Source organism: Dysgonomonas sp. HDW5B (genome assembly GCF_011299335.1).
Classification (GTDB): domain Bacteria; phylum Bacteroidota; class Bacteroidia; order Bacteroidales; family Dysgonomonadaceae; genus Dysgonomonas_A.
This window is the reverse complement of sequence record NZ_CP049858.1, coordinates 4,216,989-4,234,257: the sequence shown is the minus strand read 5'-3', so window position 1 is coordinate 4,234,257 and position 17,269 is coordinate 4,216,989. Positions and strand designations below refer to the sequence as shown.

Sequence of the window (17,269 nt, the reverse complement as noted above, 5' to 3'; positions counted from 1 at the left end):
TTACTTATAATTGATCTGCTTGGGTTGGAAAGAATATAATTAAGTCTTAATTTTGATTTTTGAAACCTTTTATATTAGATTACTATGAACATTAGAAAAACACGATTATCTACGTTGGTTATTTTTATTTTCTGTTTTCTTGCATTCTCGCTTAATACTTATGCAGGTTCAGAGATAAATGTGATTCCTAAACCCCAGAAATTTTCCTTAGGACAGGGATATTTTTCTTTTAATCCGCAAACAAAGTTGGTATATGCAGATAATGCTTTAAAGTCAGTAGCAGATGCATATCAGGATGTATTGAAAAACGAATTTTCAATTCAAGTTACTCACCAGAATAATAAGTTGCTATCTAAAAATGCCATCTACCTTCAGTTAGATTCCAAATTGGGAAAAGAAGCATATGTGTTGGATGTGCAAACTGATAAAATAGTATGCAAAGCATCGAGCAATGCGGGACTATTTTATGGATTGCAAACCTTAGCACAGCTAATTCAGACGGAGAATGCTAAATCAACTGTACCTGCTGTATTAATTGAGGATGCTCCTGTATATGGCTGGAGAGGGTATATGCTTGATGAATCTCGTCATTTTATGGGAAAAGACGTTGTGAAGCAATACCTCGATATTATGGCTCGTCTTAAATTAAATGTTTTTCATTGGCATTTAACAGATGAGCAGGGGTGGAGAATCGAAATAAAGAGATATCCATTGTTGACTCAGGAAGGATCGGTAGGAAGCTGGAGTGATGCTAATGCTCCGAGTGCATTTTATACACAAGACGAAATAAAAGAGATTGTTGAATATGCTGCTCAACGCCATATTATGGTTGTACCCGAAATAGATATGCCCGGACATGCTACAGCGGTAGGACGTTCGTATCCTGAAATATCGGGAGGTGGTGAAGGTCGTTGGAAGGATTTTACCTTTCATCCGGCCAGAGAGACTACTTACGAATTTATCAGTAACATTTTTGATGAAGTGGTAGAGTTATTCCCTGCACCATACATTCATATCGGAGCAGATGAAGTTCATTTCGGAAATCAATCGTGGTTTACCGATCCACAGATTCAGAAATTTATAAAAGATAATAATTTAAAAGATGAGGTTGGTATGGAGCATTACTTTGTTCGCAAGGTTTGCGATATAGTAAATGCTAAAGGACGAAAAATGATAGGGTGGGATGAGATCGTAAATACAGGAGTATCGCCCGATAAGGCTATAATTATGTGGTGGAGGCATGATAAGCCGGAGTTGTTGACACAGGCTCTAGATAAAGGTTTTGATATTATATTGACCCCCCGAATACCTTGTTATTTTGATTTTGTACAAGATGACAGCCACAAAATCGGGCGACGTTGGGCAGGAGATTTCAATGAGTTGGAAACTGTATATAATTTCTCCGGAAATATTTCGAACCTCATTTCTTCTCATTCAAAACAGGTGTTGGGAATGCAAGCTAATGTGTGGACTGAACGGATAAAAGATAAAAAAAGGCTTGACTTTATGACATATCCCCGATTAATGGCAATAGCCGAAAATGCATGGACTGATAATAAAGCTGCTAATTTAAATTATAATGAATTTGAAAATAGAGTGAAAATATTCTTAAAGTATTTAGATCAGTTTAATATTAACTATTTTAATCCTTTTAATAAGAACTCTACTCCCGAACCTTGGGGACCGGATAGACAAGATGTTTTGGCAGACGGATAAAATTAAAAAAGAGCTATTCAAATTTGAATAGCTCTTTTTATTTACGATGTCTTTTTTTCTAATATTCTGCTCAAATCTTTAGGAGTAAGATTTATTGCCATGATGACTCCATTTTCGTCAATCAGGTAATTTTGAAATCCTTTCTCCAGTTGATACTTTTGGTAAATCTTGGAATCTGATCCTTTTGTATCTAAAAACTGATACCTGTCGTTAATTCCATCCATGCTCAATGTCTTTTCGAATACCGCTTTACTCTTGTCAAATGAGACCGACACCATTACTAGTGAGTGTTTCTCTTTTTGTAAGGCATTCCATAAAAGAACATTCTTCATGTGGGACTCTGCATCATAAGCAGCCCAAAAACTTACCAATACTTTAACTCCTTTAAGATGCTCGATATCGAGCTTCGTGCCTGATTCATTATCAATTTTCAGTTCAGGCATAAGGTCTCCCGGGTAAATACCTTCCGAAATCCTCGAAGTTCTTGGCGTGTAAGATGATGTAATAAATACTATCGCTACAAGCAAGAAATACTTCAAATACTTCATAAAATAATATTTTGGTTAGAACTAAGGCTTTATTCATAGGATCACCCTCGGAATAAGGCCTTTCCGATTCTCGGAATGGCTGACTCTACGCTTAGAATCAGTATACTTTTAGATAAAAGTGGCACAAAGATACATCACCTCACAGCAAAATCAAAATGCGGAATCTCTATTCTATACATTAGATTTATAACAATGTATTGTGGAAAAGGTTTTCAGCCAATATAGATTTTATCTAATACCAAAGTTATTATTATTCGGTTTTTTTTACAGCAAGGTGTATGGATAACCTATTTTTCTAGCGTAGACAAAGAAAATTTTGTAATTTTGGGACACTTAAATACGAATGGTATTATATAAAATATAAACAGCTAATAATTAGTTAGCTAACAAATAATTTGGAATATGAATATTTCATACAATTGGTTAAAAGACTACATTAACTTTGATTTGTCACCTGATGAGGTGGCTGCGGCTCTTACCTCTATAGGACTTGAAGCCGAAGGGGTGGAAGAAATACAAACAATAAAAGGTGGGCTTGAGGGTCTGGTTATTGGAGAGGTATTGACTTGTGTTGAGCATCCTAATTCGGATCACTTACATGTTACTACCGTAAATGTGGGTAAAGAAGAGCCTTTGCAAATAGTATGTGGTGCAGCAAATGTTGCAGCCGGACAAAAAGTTGTTGTAGCCTTAGTGGGCACGAAGCTTTATTCGGGTGAAGAGTCTTTTACAATAAAGAAATCAAAAATAAGAGGCGAGGAGTCTTTTGGTATGATTTGTGCCGAAGACGAAATTGGAATAGGAACAAGCCATGATGGTATCATTGTTCTTCCTTCTGAAGCAAAGGTAGGTACACTTGCTAAAGATTACTATGATATCAAAAGTGACTATTTGATAGAAGTGGATATTACCCCTAACAGGGTTGATGCTGCTTCTCATTTTGGTGTAGCCCGTGACTTTGCAGCTTATTTGAACCAAAATGGAAAGGCAACCAATCTAAATCGTCCTTCGGTAGATGCTTTTACGGTGAATACAAACGAAAAAGGAATTAATGTGATCGTTGAAAATAACGAAGCTTGTCCTCGTTATGCAGGTATTACGATAAAAGGGGTGGCAGTTAAAGAAAGTCCCGACTGGTTAAAAGACCGTCTTTCGATTATTGGTTTACGCCCCATAAATAATGTTGTAGATGTTACCAATTATGTACTTCACGAAATGGGACATCCTTTGCATGCTTTCGATCTGAAAGAAATCTCAGGAGATACAGTTTATGTGAAAACATTACCGGAGGGAACTAAGTTTATCACTTTGGATGAACAGGAACATGCTCTAAGCGATAAGGACCTGATGATTTGTAACGATAAAGAGGGAATGTGTATCGGTGGTGTATTCGGGGGCTTAAAATCGGGTGTAACTGAAAGTACTACTGATGTATTCCTCGAATGTGCTTATTTTAATCCTACATGGGTACGCAAAACAGCACGTCGTCATGGACTGAGTACCGATTCTTCGTTCCGTTTCGAGCGTGGTGTTGATCCTAATGATACATTATACGTATTGAAACGTGCAGCTTTATTGATAAAAGAAGTTGCCGGAGGAACTTTTGCCGGAGAGATACAAGATATCTATCTTAATAAGATTGAAAATCCGATAGTTGAACTTTCCTATGCCAAAGTAAATTCGTTGATTGGAAAGAATATAGATAAAGAAACAGTAAAATCAATTCTTGCCAGTCTTGAAATAGAGATCAAAAAAGAATCGGATGACCAGTTAACGCTAAGCATACCTACCTATCGTGTCGATGTATTACGTGATGTGGATGTAATAGAAGATATCCTTCGTATTTATGGATATAATAATATTGAAATAGGAGAATCTTTGAAATCTAACCTATCTTATCAAACCGCTACTGATAAAGGGTATGATTTACAAAATCTGATCTCAGAACAGTTGACGGGTGATGGATTTTATGAGATAATGAATAACTCTTTGACTAAAGAGGCTTATTATACCGACTTGACTACCTATCCTTCATCGCAGTCGGTTCGTTTACTTAACCCGTTGAGCAATGACTTGAATGTGATGCGTCAGACCCTTCTTTTCGGAGGGCTAGAGAGTATTGCTTATAACCGAAACAGAAAAAGTAATGATCTTAAATTCTACGAATTTGGTAATTGCTATTATTTTGATGCAGAGAAGAAAGAAGCCGATAAGCCATTGAAAGAGTACTCTGAAGAATTTCATTTGGGACTTTGGTTATGTGGTGATACAACTAATAATAGTTGGGCTACACCTACCCAAAAATCATCGGTGTACCAATTGAAAGCTTATGCAGAGAACATCTTACATCGTTTGGGTTTACCTTTGGGTAAATATGAATACGAGCAATTCTCCAATGATATATATAGCGTGGCACTAACTCTTAAAACTCGCAATAGAGTATTAGGAACTTTGGGCGTTGTAGCTAAAAAGTTATTAAAACAAACGGATATCAATACCGAAGTTTATTTTGCAGAGCTGAATTGGGACGCTTTGATGAAAGAAACTAAAAAGCACAATGTCACATTTACCGAGATATCTAAATATCCCGTTGTAAGACGAGATTTGGCTTTATTATTAGATAAAAATATCTTGTTTGAACAGATTGAAAAAATTGCATACAAATCGGAAAAGAAATTGCTGAAAGAAGTGAATCTTTTTGATGTGTATGAAGGTAAGAACTTACCTGAAGGCAAGAAATCGTATGCGGTGAACTTTGTCATTCAAGATGATGAGAAGACGCTTACGGATAAGCAGATTGATGCTATAATGCAAAAGATTCAGAAATCATTAGAGCAGGAGTTGAATGCTCAGTTGAGATAAGATAATTTGTCGATACAATAAAAAAGGATTCTCATTATGAGAATCCTTTTTTATTGTATTACTTTATCTTTATTTATGTCTCTTTTTCCACCAAAGAATAAATCCTGTAATTGGAAGACTGGCAGTAATTAAGCTTGCCAAAAATACAAGAAGTTTTCCTGCAAAACCACCAATAGCACCAACGTGTATATCGTAGGTCATGCGGTAGAATTTATCTCCTGCTGAAGAATCTTCGTACTTAATACCATACATTCCGCCTCCTTCCAACTCATTAAGCGTGTATTGATCGAAGAATCGAAAATGTCTTTTGTAGTAAGTATCATCGTTTGCCGAATTGAAGCAGATACGATAGGCATCAGCTTTTTGGTTTGGAAAATCAAACATAAATGACCCTTCCTGTCCGATAGGATATTCAACTTTTACTTTTTCCCAAAGTCTGTCTGCTGTATTTTCGAGACTAGATACGGCTGTGGTATCCGATTGTGCTACCTGCCATTTATTAAGTTCTTTGCCACCTGATATTACTTTGTAATACGAGTTGGCATACCATTCGAAGCTCCATGTAAGCCCAGTCAGTGCAATTACTAATGCAATAAGAGCGACATAAATACCCAGTACATTGTGAAGATCGTAATTGAATCGGAAAAATCCGGCTTTCTTTTTAATTGTAAGGCGTGGCTCTAATGATTTTTTGTTCCACTTTTTAGGTATCCATAAAACAATACCTGTTATTAATACAATAACAAAGATCAGAACTGCCCATCCTACGATTTGATGACCTATCGGATAAGGTAACCAGAGGTTACGATGTCCGGATAGTACAAATCTGAAAAAATCATTTTTCAAAACTTGTTTGCCCAGATAGTCACCTGAGTAAGGATTCAGTACTAATAAGGTATAACCATCTTCATAATGATTATAGGCTACCGTTGCCGCTCTGTTTAGTTTGGCATAAGTAACTCCATAAATAACATTACTGCTGTCTGAGGGAGATGCGTATACATATTGTTTTGACTTCTCCTTAAGCTCAGATGGTGAAAGGAATGGTTTATTTTGTACTTCCACATCTTGATAAGATTCGAATACATTTCTCAATTCTGTCTGAAAGGTATATATACATCCGGTGATTGCAACAATAAATACAACGATACCCGATAGCATTCCCAGCCAGAGATGTAATAGATAGATTATTCGTTTGAAAGATAATTTCTTCATTGAAGATTAAATTCTTTTATTTTAAAACTTTTACAAATGTAGGAAATCTGTTTACAGCCTTAGAAATTATAAGTAATATTTAAGCGGTAGCTCACAGGAGCTTCGGTTTGCCAGTAATAAGCATTTGTTTTGCCTATAGTATAAGGTGTTCCTGAATATAAATAGCTATCAAGTACGTTATTTACCATGAGGTTAATAGCCAGTATACCATTTGACCAACCGGCACCGGCATCTAATCTAAAATAATCAGGAAGTTCTTCTGCATGATCTCTACTGTCTGCCCACCACGAACTACGATCAATTAAAGATGTGCATCCAGCCTGTAGATTGAAACCTTTGAATGCCCCCTCCATAAATCTATATTTCAGATTTGCATTAATAGTATGTTTAGCCACTCCTGGAAGTTGCGTTCCTTTAGTATATTGCGAGGAGCTTTTTGTTACCACAGATTCGGTAAAAGCATAGTTGGCAACAATATCTAATCCTCTGAGAATTTCTCCTTGTACATCAAATTCAATACCTTGATCTCTACTTTGACCTATCTCGGTTACATATACTTCTCCTGCTGCATTTGTCGGATCGGCAGCTAACAAGTTGTTTTTTATGATTCGGTATAATGATAATGTACTGTTCCATTTACCTCCAAACCAGAGTTTCTTGGCTCCAATTTCCATATTGTTACCTGTGATTGGTTTGATTCCTTTACCATCGCGGCGAAGTCCGCTCTGAGGAAGAAATGTTTGGTCGTAAAGGGCATATAGCGAAGTGTTTTCATCTATTGAATAACTAAGACCTATACGTGGTGTGAATTTACGTTCTTCTGTAATCGTTCCGTAAGAATTACTTTTGACATAGGTATATCGACCTGCCAGAGTTAATCTTAGAGCTTCATCAAAGAACGAAAGTTCATCCTGCAAATACAAACCTGTATATGTTTGTGTAATTTGAGGACCTCCAGATCGTTCCTTAATGCTTTTACTTCTGTCAAAATCGGGATATCCTAAGACGGGTCTTCCATTATTGGGGTTATAAATATTGAATGACCCAATAGTATCAAGAGCAAAAGATTGTGACCAATCTGCCCAATATTCTTTGTTACCCATGTCTAATCCTCCCAATATACGATGTGTTACAGGTCCTGTTTGAACTTTTCCATTGACAAAAACCTGTCCGAATTTCATTTGAGATATTGCATCCCATATACTGGCTGTACGGCGTAAATTTCCATCCGTATTGATGGAGTCAACCCACATCGAGCTACCCACCTGATTGTAGTTAAAATAAGCGGCTTGAGCAGTTAATTTCCAATTGGGATTAAAGTTATGTTGAAGATTGAGGATAATGCTCTGATCATTTATTTTGGTAGGTTCCATTCCTGCAGCCAATAGCGTGAAATTTCGAGGTAAAGTTGCATACCCTTGTGTGGCAAAGCTGTAGTAAGAACCTACATTCGACATATCTACATGTTGTAAAGTATATTCAGCAGTCAGTTTGGTATTTTCATCAATTATATATGTAATGACAGGGGCAATACTATATCTGTTATTGAATTCGTTGGGGCGAAAAGAATTTTTAAGTTGCCCCATCAAATTCAGTCTATATAATAATTTTCCTTTTTGATCGAGTTTGCCATCCAGATCAATACTTGCCCTGTAAAGATCATAGCTGCCCAATGTTAGAGATGCCTGGCGTTTTGTCTGTCCTGTTGGTTTCTTAACCACTACATTATATATGCCACTGGGATCTCCGTTTGACATCATAAATCCTGCAGGACCTTTTACAAATTCAATTGATTCAACGAAGCTCATATCTTCGGTTAATGGTCCCCAGGTAGAGGTCAGGTTCATTCCTTCACGAAAAGCAGCAGCACGTCCACCTCTCATGTTTATACGGGTATATAAGTCACCCCAATGTTCCTGACGAGTGGCACCACTTACATTACGGATTATACCATCGCTCATACTGAGTATTTGTTGATCGGCAATCATGCTGGAAGTAACTACTTGTATATTTTGCGGAACTTTAACCAGAGGTTGATCGAGCCTGATCGAGTTGGACGGTCTTTTAGATACATATTTCTCTAAATTGGTAGAAACTACCACTTCATCCAATGTCTGGCTTGACTGTTCCAATTCAAGATCCCCAATCTCGGTTGTCGCATCAGACAGTACTTCGATATTTATTGTTTTCGTTTTATAATTAATAAGGCTGGCAACGAGTGTGTATTGTCCAGCAGGTATATTTTTGAAGTTGAATGTTCCGTCTGATTTTGATGTAGTTCCCCAATTAGTACCATCAAGTCGAATAGTCACATAATCGAGGTTTTCGCCATTACTATTTGTGAGTCTTCCCCGTATATCTTTGGCTATAAGGAAAGAAGCACTTAAACATAGTAGAATCAACATTAAGTAAAATTTCATCTGTTTTTGAGTTTTTTTTGAGTTTTTAAAAATTGTGTGAAGTAAATTAAATAGCACAAGTATTGCAATCACCTATAATAATGATTTTTTATCCTTTGAATCACTATAATTGATGAGTAGATCGGTGAATTAGAGTAGCTGTTTTCATCGTTCTTAGTTTAAACAGATTCAAAAAACGATTTTTGTCAAAATATTAAAAAGGTCTGAGGTCTTATAGTTTTTTGTATAGGCTATTTTTTATACTTTTGTAGCCAGAAAATAAATTAATGAAATTATAATAAATAGATATGGGAAGAGCATTTGAATACCGTAAAGCAACGAAAATGAAACGTTGGGGCAATATGGCTCGTGTATTTACTAAACTTGGAAAACAAATAACTATTGCAGTTAGAGAAGCAGGTCCTGAGCCTGATACAAATCCTCGTTTGCGTGTATTGATACAGCAGTCGAAGAAAGAGAATATGCCCAAGGAAAACGTAGAACGTGCAATAAAAAAGGCTACTTCTAAAGATGAATCTGATTACAAGGAAGTTACTTATGAAGGATATGGTCCTTTTGGTATCGCTATTGTTGTAGAAACGGCAACCGATAATCCTACCCGTACTGTTGCAAATGTACGTAGCTATTTTAATAAACATAATGGTTCATTAGGAACAACCGGTAGCTTAGAGTTTTTATTTGACCATAAATGCGTATTTAAAATATCACCAAAGGAAGATGTCTCACTAGAGGATTTAGAATTGGAACTTATCGACTATGGAGTAGATGAGATAGAGCAAGACGAAGAAGATATACTTCTTTATGGAGAATTTAAATCATATTCGGATATTCAAAAATATCTGGAGGAAAATGGATTTGAAATTCATAGTGCTGAATTTGAGAGAATTCCTCATGAATTAAAAGAAGTAACGGAAGAGCAAAGAGCACAAATTACCAAGCTTTTAGATAAGTTTGAAGATGATGAAGATGTTCAGAATGTATTCCACAATATGATGCCCGAATAATAATTGACTATATCTATCATATAGAGAATCTTATTTGTTATTAAATAAGATTCTTTTTTTATTATAAATGGTTAATTAATTACCAATACGAATACGTATTGAGTATTTTTGTAAACAAAAATAACTTAATGTCTGAATAAGATGACAACTGTAAAGAAAATTATTCTTTTTCTATTCGGTATAGTACTGATAGTCTTTGGAAACAAAGCAGCAATAGATACTATATTTAAGAATAATGATGGGTTAAAAGTTCCCGATTCAGGAGAAAACGAGATTGCGAGTAAAAATGCTGTAATCACGGAAGAAATAGAAACAAAAGAGGTTATAACAAAAGATAATGCAATTTCTTCTCCCGAAGTTTCGGAAGTAAAAGCGGAGGAGGTATCTAAGAAAGAAGCTCCGAAAAAAACTACAGAGAAAGCTTTAAAAGAGCAACCGACTAAAACTTCGGAAAAGAAGGACGAACAAAAGGTTAAAGAAGCTTCTAAAACAAAAATAGAACCCGTAAAAGAAGAAACTGCTGCTGCAAGTGAATGACGGACTTTTATATAAAGCTCAGGTGCGATGGTTATTCCATGCACATATTAAGATAAAGATACCGGTTTTCTGTGACGAAAACCTGTTTGATGAACTTTTTGCTGTATTGGAAGATGTTGACAAACATTACAATTCATATAGCGAAGGTTCTTTTTTTGATTTGATAAATAAGAATGCCGGGCAATTTGTTGAAGTAGATGACGAAACTATCAGTTTGTTGAGGCAACTTATTTATTTTTCGGATTTGTTTGATGGTGAATATGATATAACCGTAATGCCGTTGGTTCGTTTATGGGGCTTTTATAAGGATGAAGTGCGACGTTTACCTCTGAAAGAGGAAATTAAAGCTACCAGGAAGCAGGTCAACTATAAGAAAATAGAAATAGAAGGCTCTAAAGTTCGCATTGCAGAAGGACAGGAGATTATTACAGGCTCGTTTATGAAGTCTTATGCAGTAGATAAGTTGGTTCAGAAAATGAGGAAAGAGGGTATTACCGATGCTATTATTAATGCGGGAGGTAGTACTATTAAGGCTCTGAATAATTCGGTGCATCCTTACTGGCTAATAAATGTAGAGAATTCAATGAATAAAGAGTATACTTTATTTAAACTGAAACTCTCGAATGCTTGTTTTTCGACTTCGGCACAAACTAAAACATTTGTAGAAATTGGTGGTAAGAAATACGGACATATAATCAATCCACGAACTGGTTATCCTTCCGAAAATAAGCAGATAGGAATAATATCGACCAATTGTTTTGTAGGTGACATTATTTCAACAGGATTGTATAATCAGACATTAGATGGTTTCACGGCGAAAATGAAGTTATTATCGAGCCAATTTGATGTTTCGGGTTTTTTAATGGATAAAAATAATCATATTCGATTCTCGGATGGTTTCGAAAAATATATAGTACAATAAATTATGATGCATATTTTTTCGATGAAGAGCAAAACCAAGCAGATGAGTATATCGGATATTCCCGATGCTCCTGTTTTGTATCTGCCTTTGTTACAACATATAGGGCAAGCAGCAAAACCAATTGTAGAAGTTGGTGAGTATGTTCTTAAATATCAGATTATAGCTGAGGAAACACGTAACTTGTCGGCTAATATTCATGCTCCGGTTTCGGGTACGATCAAGGCGATAGAATTACATCCTCTGGCGGATGGAACTTTGGTTGAAACCATAGTTCTGCAAAATGATTTTAGAAATGAAGAGATTACACGACCGGTAATTGATGCTGATAACCTGACCTCCGATGAGATATTAGCTATCATAAAAGGTGCAGGTATAGTAGGAGAGGGAGGAGCACAGTTTCCGACCTTTGTAAAGTATAACCTGCTAGGCAAAAAGATTAATACTTTTATTGTCAACGGCACTGAGTGCGAACCTTATCTGACGGCTGATTATGCTTTGATGAGAGATAAGACCGAAGAACTGTTCCGAGGTATATTTTTGATAAATAAAGTACTTCAAGCTCAAGAAATAGTCCTTTCAATAGAAAAGCAGAATAAAGAACTGTTGGATGTATTTAGTCCATTTTTATCTCAGCCTGAATATAAAAATATAAGGGTTGCCATATTGCCCAATCAATATCCTCAGGGAGGAGAGTTGCAACTTATCAAATCTGTTACAGGAAAAGAATTAGCTCGTGGCGTTCTACCCAAGGATGAGGGATTAATGGTGAGTAATGTGGGTACAGTTCATGCTGTATATAATGCACTTGTGGAGCGTAAACCTTTAACTGAACGTATAATAACTGTTTCGGGCGAACAATCTAAGAAATCGGGAAACTACCAAGTTAAAATTGGCACACCTATCAGCCATATTTTAGAATATCAGAATCTGACAAATACATTAGACGATAAGCAATTGGTTCTGGGTGGTCCTATGATGGGTAAGAATGTTGTGGAAGCTTCAGCTCCAATCATCAAAGGTTCATCGGGAGTACTGTTTTTCAAAAAGAAAGAGATTAAAAGGAATAACTGCATATCGTGCGGTTATTGTGTAGATGTATGTCCGATGAAACTGATGCCTCTTGTATTTGCTGAAAATTACAGAACAGGAAAGATTGCTTCATTAGAAAAATACAGCTTAAATTCATGTATAGAATGTGCTGCCTGCGAATACATCTGCCCGAGTGATGTTCCATTGATGGAAAGCATCAAAGAAGGAAAGGTAAAACTAAAAGCTTTATTGACTCATGCAAACTGATAGTAAAACTGTATATACACCTTTTGTACGAGCCAAAGATAGTGTTTGGGAAGTAATGTCGGATGTTCTTCTGGCACTCGTTCCCTGTGCGGTTATTTCGTATTTTGCATATGGAGAGGCTCCTCTGTTTGTGATGTTCGTTGCTGTTATCAGTGCTATGGTTGGCGAATTTATATTTGCAGGTATTTTCCTTAAAAAATGGAATACATTGCTCGATGGTTCGGCAATAGTGACTGCTATTTTACTGGCTTTTACATTAGCACCTTTTACTCCTTGGTATGTAGTTGCCTTTGGTTCGGCTATGGCTGTAATCTTTGGTAAGATACTTTGGGGAGGATTGGGACGTAATATGTTTAACCCTGCTTTGGTTGGACGGGAATTTATGACTGTCTTTTTTCCTTTGGTAATGACCTCTCGAACTATTTGGTACAATAAAGACTATGTCAATTTTCAGGATCTGAATATTTTCAATTTCTTAGGAAATGGAGGTTTTACTGAATATATGAACTCTATATTCTTTAAGCCATCGGGGGCAATAGGAGAATATTCAGTTATACTTCTGGTACTGGGAGGATTATATCTACTGTTGCGTAGACGCATTTCGTGGCATATACCATTCGGATTGTTAGTTACATTCTTTATCCTACTGCAAATATTTGCTTTTAAGGATATTAAATTCTCTTTAGGAGGAATATTATTAGGAACCTTATTTATGGCTACCGATATGCCATCGAGTGCATCCACTAAGATGGGAAAACTATACTATGGGGCTATGATCGGTCTGGTTGCTATGCTCTGCCTGTTGAATGATGTAAAATACGAGTATATGTCCTATTCTATTTTACTTGTGAATGGATTTGTTATTCCTATCAATTGGATATTTAAGCCGAAAGTTTGGGGCGAAAATATAAATCTAAAGGAACGAGTAGGGGCAGGAGTTCTGCTTACTATCGGAATTGTTGCTACAACCTTTGCTTTAGTTTATTTACATCATTTTGATTTGGTGAGGTATTTAATCTTTGCTTATATATTGATTGTAATCGGGCGATTCTGCTTCTCGAAACAATAATACATGCAGCGAGTATATCATGCATATTTTATGGTATTCGAACACTTTGTAACTGTCAGTAGTATATATATTATTGAAAATCTGAGATGTTCGATTAAATTTTTTTCGATATAGGGTAGGTTGTTGTATCTATTGTCGATCCAAGAAAGGCTAGGATGGCTATATGTTTTATTATTCAAATGGCAGTATTTGCATATTTATTGTCATTTCAGACAAATGTTTAATGTCGTAACTTTGTTTGACATTCTAATTATATAAAATATGAATACAAATAAAGTAAGTTACAAAACAGTTAGTATAGATACTAAAACTATATTTTATCGTGAAGCAGGAAAAGAAACTTCTCCGACAATCCTTCTTTTACATGGGTTTCCTTCATCTTCCCATATGTTTCGAAATTTAATACCTATACTTGCAAAAGATTATCATGTGGTTGCTCCCGATCTTTTAGGTTTCGGATTATCAAGTCATTGTGATCATAAAGAATTTAGTTATACTTTTGATAACCTGGCTTATTATATCAATCTATTTACTCTGGAACTCAAATTAGATAAATTTGCAATCTATGTATTTGATTATGGTGCTCCGGTTGGATTTAGATTAGCACTTTCAAATCCTGAAAAAATTACAGGAATTATTTCACAAAATGGAAATGCTTATGAAGAAGGATTGAGTGAAGGTTGGAACCCGATAAGAAAATATTGGACTGAAAAGACATCTCAAAATAGAGATGCATTAAAGTCTTTTTTGACAGAAGAGACAACTAAATGGCAATATCTCTATGGAGTAAATGATACCAGCTTAGTTTCTCCGGATGGATATAACTCTGATCAATATTTCCTTAATCGTAAAGGGAGTACTGATATACAACTTGATTTATTTGGAGACTACAGCAATAATGTAGCTCTATATCCTAAATTTCAAGAATACTTCCGAACCTATCAGCCTCCTTTTCTTGCTACATGGGGTAAGAATGATCCTTTCTTTTTAGCTGTGGGTGCAGAGTGTTTTAAGAGAGATAACCCTAATGCCATTGTAAAATTGTATGATACGGGACATTTTGCTTTAGAGACTCATCTTGAGGAAATCGGAGCAGAAATACGAAGTTTTCTAGCTAAAGTTTACAAAATACTTTAAAGAATTTATGGGAGGGGTATTATTCGGTATTTTTATGGCTACCCATATATTTGCATTTGGTCGATTCTGCTTTTCGAAAGAATTGCACTAAAAAAGTAAAAGCCCTAAGATTATTTTGATCTTAGGGCTTTTACTTTGTATAGAATTTTATTGCTGATACCCGTCGTTCATTAATATTTCTTGTTTTCTTCTACAAGTTCCTTACTATATTGTTCGGGTGCTAGCATAGTAAATAGCTCTATCAGATTTTCTTCAGGATCTCTTAGGTGAACCACTCGCATCCCCCAATCTGGCATATCTGTTGGTTGATTAATAAACTTTACTCCATTCGCAAATAATGTTTTATAAATTTCATCCACATTTGATACTTCAAATGATATCATCATTTTCTCACGGCAGTCCGTAGGCATTGGTTTGTTAACGTTCCCTATAGAAGGAGCCATCCAATCTGATACAAACAGAGCTAATCCCTCGATTCCTTCTGCTACCTTAAAACTGGCATAGCCACTATTTTCATCTCCCCAAGCAGGGATTAGCCCCAATTGTTCTTTATAAAATTTGAAGCATTTTGCAAAGTCTTTGACTAGCAGTCGTACATTACTGAATTTCATAACTTTTTAATTTAATATTATTCTTTTATAATTATCAAAATAGGAGTATTATATTTATTACCAATTGATTAAGTAGTATGAACAACTTTATTGCAAGTTATGAAAAATACTCGAAACTTTACAAAAAACAGAATGCAAGATGAATTTTTTGAATCAAAAACGTAAATCTAAATTATCGGATATTAAATTGATTGCTGTCGATTTAACTTCAGAATATGTGAGTATTTATTCTGAATATCAGCTATTTGTAATTTTATCTCCGACCTTGTTATCTAAAATAGAATATAGTGTTTATATAAACAACTTAAAAATGAGTATTGCTTAAATACACTACGGATTAATGATATATTATTTTGCAGTAGCTTTTACCCTATCTTCCTGACTCATTTCAGCTAATTGCCTAACTCTGTCAACACTCAACCCCAGACCTTGTGCAATACGGGTTCCATATTCGGGATGAGCTTTGTAGAATAATGCAGCCTGACGTAATTGAATGCGTTGTTGTGCATTCTTCATGTGACCTACAAGATTATTGATAAGGTTGGTTTTATCATAATTGCTCAGTACACGACCATACAGTTCTCCTGCCTGAACAAAGTCAATATCTCCTAACGGATACTCATGTCGTGCAGCTAGTCCCTGTACATCTAATGCCGGAGGTGTAAACTTGGCATCGGGTGCAGCACCTTCGAACGAATTAGGATAGTAATTAGGGGCAGGTACATCATTACGGGTATTCATATAGCTATCACGCTGATAATTATGCATCGGACACTTAGGAGCATTTACAGGCAATTGGTCAAAGTTTGCCCCTAATCTATGCCTATGAGTATCAGGATAACTGAATAAACGTACCTGCAACATTTTATCGGGTGAAGCGGCTATGCCGGGAACAAAATTTCCGGGAGAAAAAGCAGCTTGTTCAATTTCATTAAAATGATTCTCTGGATTGCGGTTTAGTACAAATCTACCTACGGGAATCAATGGGTACTCACCTTGATACCATACTTTGGTGATATCAAACGGATCGAATTTATAATGGTTTGCTTGTTCGGGAGTCATTATCTGAACAAAAGCATCCCAAGCAGGATAATCGCCTTTTTCGATACTTTCGTACAGATCACGTGTTGCATAATTAGGATCTGTGCCAGCCAATTCGGTCGCTTGTTCATTGGTTAAGTTTTTTACTCCCTGTGCCGTTTTAAAATGCCATTTTATCCATACATGCTCACCTTGGGCATTGTACCACATAAAAGTATGGCTTGAGAATCCGTGCATGTGACGAAAACCATCGGGCGTACCTCTATCGGAGAAAAGAATAGTAACCTGATGTATACTTTCGGGAGTCAATGACAGAAAATCCCAAAAAGCATCGGGATCGGGGAGATTTGATATTGGATTCCTTTTTTGAGTATGGATAAAATCGGGAAATTTAATACCATCCCGAATAAAGAATACAGGCGTATTATTACCTACCATGTCGTAATTACCTTGTTCTGTATAGAATTTCAAAGCAAAGCCACGAGGATCACGGGCTGTATCGGCAGAACCTTTTTCGCCTCCTACAGTTGAGAATCGGGCTAGCATTTCGGTCTTTTTACCAATCTGAGATAGAAAATCGGCACAAGTATACTTCGTTACATCGTTTGTAACTTCAAAGTAGCCAAAAGCTCCCGAACCTTTAGCATGTACAACTCTTTCGGGAATACGTTCTCTGTCGAAATGTGCCAGTTTTTCGATCATGTGAGTATCCGAAAGCAAAGTCATTGTAGGGTTTTGGGTTGTAATCGAAGCCTGATCATTGTCCACAGGACTGCCTTGATTAGTTGTTAAGGTTTTCTTTTTTTCTTCTTCTTTCATAGTTTTAATTTATTTAGTTTATGTGTGGTGGAGGGAATTTTTCGAACTGTATACCTTTTCATAACAAGGAGT

The 17,269-nt window shown here is 36.0% G+C and carries 13 protein-coding genes; 8 read left to right on the top strand and 5 right to left on the bottom strand.

The features are described 5' to 3' along the window. Positions 1-84 precede the first annotated feature (84 nt). On the top strand, positions 85-1,716 hold the full coding sequence (locus G7051_RS17355; protein ID WP_166202305.1) for a beta-N-acetylhexosaminidase: 1,632 nt from the start codon (positions 85-87) through the stop codon (positions 1,714-1,716). 41 nt (positions 1,717-1,757) lie between these two features. On the opposite strand, the gene G7051_RS17350 is transcribed toward G7051_RS17355, so the two are convergent. After that, the gene (locus G7051_RS17350; RefSeq protein WP_166202302.1) at positions 1,758-2,264 is read right to left on the bottom strand and encodes a thioredoxin-like domain-containing protein; all 507 of its coding nucleotides are present in this window, start codon (positions 2,262-2,264) and stop codon (positions 1,758-1,760) included. Between the two features lie 402 nt (positions 2,265-2,666). Between G7051_RS17350 and pheT the strand changes: the two genes are divergently transcribed. Beyond that, positions 2,667-5,126: a phenylalanine--tRNA ligase subunit beta gene (gene pheT, locus G7051_RS17345; protein WP_166202300.1), complete on the top strand. Its 2,460-nt coding sequence runs from the start codon at positions 2,667-2,669 to the stop codon at positions 5,124-5,126. A 69-nt stretch (positions 5,127-5,195) separates the two neighbouring features. Here pheT and G7051_RS17340 read toward each other — a convergent pair whose 3' ends face one another. Continuing rightward, entirely contained in the window at positions 5,196-6,341 is a 1,146-nt protein-coding gene (locus G7051_RS17340) for a PepSY domain-containing protein (RefSeq protein WP_166202297.1), read from the bottom strand. A 59-nt stretch (positions 6,342-6,400) separates the two neighbouring features. After that, the gene (locus tag G7051_RS17335) at positions 6,401-8,761 is read right to left on the bottom strand and encodes a TonB-dependent receptor (RefSeq protein ID WP_166202295.1); all 2,361 of its coding nucleotides are present in this window, start codon (positions 8,759-8,761) and stop codon (positions 6,401-6,403) included. A gap of 287 nt (positions 8,762-9,048) precedes the next feature. On the opposite strand from G7051_RS17335, the gene G7051_RS17330 reads away from it, so the two are divergent. The 6 genes from G7051_RS17330 (at position 9,049) to G7051_RS17305 (ending at position 14,726) form a co-directional block, all read left to right on the top strand. Beyond that, a complete protein-coding gene (locus G7051_RS17330; protein ID WP_166202293.1) occupies positions 9,049-9,765 on the top strand; it encodes a YebC/PmpR family DNA-binding transcriptional regulator in 717 nt (238 codons plus the stop codon). A gap of 141 nt (positions 9,766-9,906) precedes the next feature. Next, positions 9,907-10,302 (top strand): hypothetical protein, encoded by a 396-nt coding sequence (locus G7051_RS17325; protein ID WP_166202290.1) that lies wholly within the window; start codon positions 9,907-9,909, stop codon positions 10,300-10,302. After that, positions 10,295-11,224, top strand: a complete 930-nt coding sequence (locus G7051_RS17320; RefSeq protein WP_166202288.1) for an FAD:protein FMN transferase — start codon at positions 10,295-10,297, stop codon at positions 11,222-11,224. The genes G7051_RS17325 and G7051_RS17320 overlap by 8 nt, the downstream gene beginning before the upstream one ends. A 3-nt stretch (positions 11,225-11,227) precedes the next feature. Continuing rightward, a complete protein-coding gene (rsxC, locus tag G7051_RS17315) occupies positions 11,228-12,520 on the top strand; it encodes an electron transport complex subunit RsxC (RefSeq protein ID WP_166202286.1) in 1,293 nt (430 codons plus the stop codon). Continuing rightward, a complete protein-coding gene (locus G7051_RS17310; RefSeq protein ID WP_166202283.1) occupies positions 12,510-13,589 on the top strand; it encodes an RnfABCDGE type electron transport complex subunit D in 1,080 nt (359 codons plus the stop codon). Before rsxC ends, G7051_RS17310 begins: the two co-directional genes overlap by 11 nt. A 261-nt stretch (positions 13,590-13,850) precedes the next feature. After that, complete coding sequence (locus G7051_RS17305) at positions 13,851-14,726, top strand: alpha/beta fold hydrolase (RefSeq protein ID WP_166202280.1); 876 nt, start codon at positions 13,851-13,853, stop codon at positions 14,724-14,726. 170 nt (positions 14,727-14,896) lie between these two features. On the opposite strand, the gene G7051_RS17300 is transcribed toward G7051_RS17305, so the two are convergent. Further along, positions 14,897-15,337: a VOC family protein gene (locus tag G7051_RS17300; RefSeq protein WP_166117434.1), complete on the bottom strand. Its 441-nt coding sequence runs from the start codon at positions 15,335-15,337 to the stop codon at positions 14,897-14,899. A 348-nt stretch (positions 15,338-15,685) separates the two neighbouring features. Beyond that, entirely contained in the window at positions 15,686-17,197 is a 1,512-nt protein-coding gene (locus tag G7051_RS17295) for a catalase (protein ID WP_166202278.1), read from the bottom strand. Between the last annotated feature and the right edge of the window lie 72 nt (positions 17,198-17,269).

Coding starts and splice junctions, on each gene's coding strand:
- G7051_RS17355 (WP_166202305.1), top strand. CDS start 85: ATGAACATTAGAAAAACACGATTATCTACGTTGGTTATTTTTATTTTC.
- G7051_RS17350 (WP_166202302.1), bottom strand. CDS start 2,264: ATGAAGTATTTGAAGTATTTCTTGCTTGTAGCGATAGTATTTATTACA.
- pheT (WP_166202300.1), top strand. CDS start 2,667: ATGAATATTTCATACAATTGGTTAAAAGACTACATTAACTTTGATTTG.
- G7051_RS17340 (WP_166202297.1), bottom strand. CDS start 6,341: ATGAAGAAATTATCTTTCAAACGAATAATCTATCTATTACATCTCTGG.
- G7051_RS17335 (WP_166202295.1), bottom strand. CDS start 8,761: ATGAAATTTTACTTAATGTTGATTCTACTATGTTTAAGTGCTTCTTTC.
- G7051_RS17330 (WP_166202293.1), top strand. CDS start 9,049: ATGGGAAGAGCATTTGAATACCGTAAAGCAACGAAAATGAAACGTTGG.
- G7051_RS17325 (WP_166202290.1), top strand. CDS start 9,907: ATGACAACTGTAAAGAAAATTATTCTTTTTCTATTCGGTATAGTACTG.
- rsxC (WP_166202286.1), top strand. CDS start 11,228: ATGATGCATATTTTTTCGATGAAGAGCAAAACCAAGCAGATGAGTATA.
- G7051_RS17310 (WP_166202283.1), top strand. CDS start 12,510: ATGCAAACTGATAGTAAAACTGTATATACACCTTTTGTACGAGCCAAA.
- G7051_RS17305 (WP_166202280.1), top strand. CDS start 13,851: ATGAATACAAATAAAGTAAGTTACAAAACAGTTAGTATAGATACTAAA.
- G7051_RS17300 (WP_166117434.1), bottom strand. CDS start 15,337: ATGAAATTCAGTAATGTACGACTGCTAGTCAAAGACTTTGCAAAATGC.
- G7051_RS17295 (WP_166202278.1), bottom strand. CDS start 17,197: ATGAAAGAAGAAGAAAAAAAGAAAACCTTAACAACTAATCAAGGCAGT.